This window comes from Zhongshania sp., assembly GCF_041584495.1.
Classification (GTDB): domain Bacteria; phylum Pseudomonadota; class Gammaproteobacteria; order Pseudomonadales; family Spongiibacteraceae; genus Spongiibacter.
In genome coordinates this window covers 1-3,176 of record NZ_JBFHDY010000209.1, presented here as the reverse complement: position 1 = coordinate 3,176, position 3,176 = coordinate 1, and the positions used below count along the sequence as shown (strand labels likewise).

Sequence of the window (3,176 nt, the reverse complement as noted above, 5' to 3'; positions counted from 1 at the left end):
GTAATGGAAAGATTGCCGACTCAGCGGGCGTCAAAGATCAGCGAACTACTGCCGTATAATTGGCGGCCGTAGACAATGTGGGTTTGCCGGACGCTTACCATAGGCCAGGCTCTACACTGCCTCCAACACAAAGTAGCTCATATTACGCACCGCACTCAATTAAAAATCGCCGTCCGCCCTAAGCCCTTTTATAACCCCCAGTACCCCCAACAGCGCCACGCTAGAAGGGAGACGGAAGACGCAAAAGATTAAATCAACACCCAATCCTCGGTTCCCAGTCTTGCGAAATACCCACAAAAAAGCCCCGGCAGGAAACCCTGCTGGGGCTTTTAAGTTTTAGCGTTCACCGTCTCCTGTGACGCGTCTCCCGAGAATTGTGGGATCACCGTTTTCTTGTGGTGCCGCTAGGCAGGTTGGCGGTTACCGTGGGCTAGACCAACTATGTCTGCTATGATTCCAAGCGAGTAAGTAGCAGGTTTTTAGTGTGGGTAATTCAATATTGTTGACGATTTTGGCTGATGGTGAATATCACTCTGGAGAGGAGTTGGGCGCACAGTTGGGGGTTAGTCGCGCGGCGGTGTGGAAACAATTGCACAAGCTCGAAGCACTGGAGCTTCCGATCGAGTCAATAAAAGGCCGGGGGTATAGGTTAATCGGCGGATTAGATTTGCTGGTGGCCGACAAAATTCGTTCACTGTTGCCTGAGTCGGCGACGTCAACTTTAGGTGAGCTTGATATTTACCCCCTTGTAGGGTCGACGAATGACGCGGCGGCTGAGGCGATTCGTACTGGGCGAAGCGCAAATTATTGCTGTTTTGCTGAGCAGCAGTCTACTGGTCGAGGGCGTCGCGGGCGGGCCTGGTGCAGCCCCTTCGGTCGCAATATATACCTTTCTATGGTTTGGGAGTTTCAGTCTGGTGCCGCGGGGTTAGAGGGTTTAAGTCTGTCGGTTGGCTTGGCGGTGGTGCGAGCCTTGCGGCGTTTGGGTGTCGGTGGGGCTGGTTTAAAGTGGCCTAATGACGTCTTGCACGATAATAAGAAATTAGCGGGTATCTTGCTCGAAATGCAAGGCGATCCTTCTGGCTTGTGCCAGGTAGTTGTTGGCGTTGGTTTGAACGTTAATTTGGCGGGCTGTGATACCGAAGCGATCACGCAGCCTTGGACGGACCTTCAGAAGATTGTTGGTCGTGTCGCACGTAATGAGCTTGCTGCGACGCTTATTGCGGAGCTCCTGAAAGTGCAGGCCGAATTCACCCGTGACGGTTTCAGTTATCTTCGTGATGAGTGGGAAAGATTTGATGTCTTCGCGGGTAAGTCGGTGCAGGTTCAGCTGGGTGATAAGGCAATTCAGGGTGTCGCGCGCGGGGTCGATGCCAGTGGCGGTTTAGTGCTTGAGACCGACGCGGGTGAGCGGGTTTTTCGGGGCGGTGAAGTGAGCTTGCGAGGCGCTTGAGTGTGGGGTTGGTAAGTCTAGAGTTGGATGTGGGTAATAGTGCGCTGAAATGGCGGCTTATGAGCGAAGCTGGGCGCCTACAGGGCGGGCGTATTGCAAGCTCCCCAGCTGCATTGCGCTTGTTATTGGATGAGCTCTCTTTGGAAAAATTGAATGATATTAAGGTTGCTTCAGTGGGTTCAATTGAGCGCGACGAACCCTTGATGAGTATGCTTGCCGCTTCGGGCTTGCCGGTTAAGTTGGCTTATAGTCAGGCTTTTTGTGGTGGTGTGCGCAATAGTTATGCAGATACTTCTCGGATGGGCGTTGATCGCTGGCTGGCGATGGTTGCCGCTTTTGGGGTATGTGGAGGGGCTTGCGTGGTCGTTGATGCGGGTACTGCCCTAACCATTGATATTGTTGATGGCGGCGGAGTGCATCAAGGTGGGTATATTATCCCTGGTGTCGCGATGTCAGCTCGGGCCTTGGCGGAGTATACCGGGCGGGTTCGATTTGATGGCGCAGATAAGCAAAGTCTGGCGCCCGGCAAAGACACCGAGAGTTGCGTTCATCATGGTAAGTGGTTGGCCCAATATGGCGCGGTTCAGGCTGCGATTGCGCTCGCGGAGGCTGTTCAGGGGCCGTCAGAGGTGTTTGTAACCGGTGGGGATGCTCAGGGGTTGATCGCACTGGCTGGTAATTATGCTCGTCATTGGCGGTATTGCGAAGAGCTGGTGTTAGATGGGCTTGCGCCGGTTTTGGCGTCATGCTGAGGGAGGGTTGAGTGCGCTGGTTTTTTGTGCTGATTGTTATGCTCAATGGGGTGTTTTACCTTGCGCATAAATCCGAGCAGGGTTTTGGTGCGCTGTCTGAGCGTTTGGACTTGACTTCTGGTAATGGAAATATCGAGCTGTTGGCAGAGCGGGGTGTGGAGGTGGTAGGGCAGCCTCCCCGCGATCTTGTTGCAGCACCAAGCTCGTCAGAAGAGGTGTGTCTGGTTTTGGGGCCGTATTCGGGAGAGGCTGATTTCGAGCCGGATCGGGTGCGCTTGTCTGGTCTGCGGGTGTATCTTGAAGAGTACGAACGCGGTGCGGATTACTGGGTTTATCTTGGGCCGTATTCATCCTTGGCGATGGCCGCCAAAACGGGAGGTGAGCTAAGGGTGAGGCGGATTGATAACTTTGTGATTCGTAAGGGCGAGTTGAAAGGTGCTATATCACTAGGGGTCTTTACTGATGCTGAGCGTGCAGCCACGCATGCAAAGGGTTTAAGCAAAAAAAATTACGAAGCAAAAATACGCCGGATTGCAAAGCTCTCGACCCGTTATTGGCTGGTGTTTCGCGGTGAGCGCGGTGGTGATGGGTATCGTCGCGCTGAGTCGCTAATGACAAAGCTGCAGGATGATATTAAAAAGCTTGATGAAAAAGATTGTAATTTGATTGCGTCTTATAAACAGTTCGACTAGAATGCGCCCCTCGTTTGGAAGCGACGTGGTAGTTTGCTGGCGTAGCTCAGTTGGTAGAGCAGCTGACTTGTAATCAGCCGGTCGGGGGTTCGACTCCTCTCGCCAGCTCCACATATTTTTTGTTGCGGGGTAAGTATTGATTATTCGGCCATTAATTTGGGCGATAGATATTTGAACTAAAACAAATTATTCCGTTTTCTTGGGGAGGGGTTCCCGAGTGGCTAAAGGGATCAGACTGTAAATCTGACGCGCGAGCTTCGGTGGTTCGAATCCACCCCC

At 52.8% G+C, this 3,176-nt stretch carries 3 protein-coding genes and 1 tRNA gene; all 4 read left to right on the top strand.

Annotation, left to right across the window (positions count from 1 at the left end; translation table 11 throughout):
- The first annotated feature begins 484 nt into the window (after positions 1 to 484).
- On the top strand, positions 485 to 1,453 hold the full coding sequence (birA, locus tag ABYP33_RS18125) for a bifunctional biotin--[acetyl-CoA-carboxylase] ligase/biotin operon repressor BirA (protein ID WP_373092648.1): 969 nt from the start codon (positions 485 to 487) through the stop codon (positions 1,451 to 1,453).
- A 2-nt stretch (positions 1,454 to 1,455) separates the two neighbouring features.
- Positions 1,456 to 2,205, top strand: a complete 750-nt coding sequence (locus tag ABYP33_RS18120) for a type III pantothenate kinase (RefSeq protein ID WP_373092647.1) — start codon at positions 1,456 to 1,458, stop codon at positions 2,203 to 2,205.
- 11 nt (positions 2,206 to 2,216) lie between these two features.
- Positions 2,217 to 2,897: an SPOR domain-containing protein gene (locus ABYP33_RS18115; RefSeq protein ID WP_373092645.1), complete on the top strand. Its 681-nt coding sequence runs from the start codon at positions 2,217 to 2,219 to the stop codon at positions 2,895 to 2,897.
- A 35-nt stretch (positions 2,898 to 2,932) separates the two neighbouring features.
- Positions 2,933 to 3,008: transfer RNA gene (locus tag ABYP33_RS18110), tRNA-Thr, on the top strand.
- Positions 3,009 to 3,176: the final 168 nt, after the last annotated feature.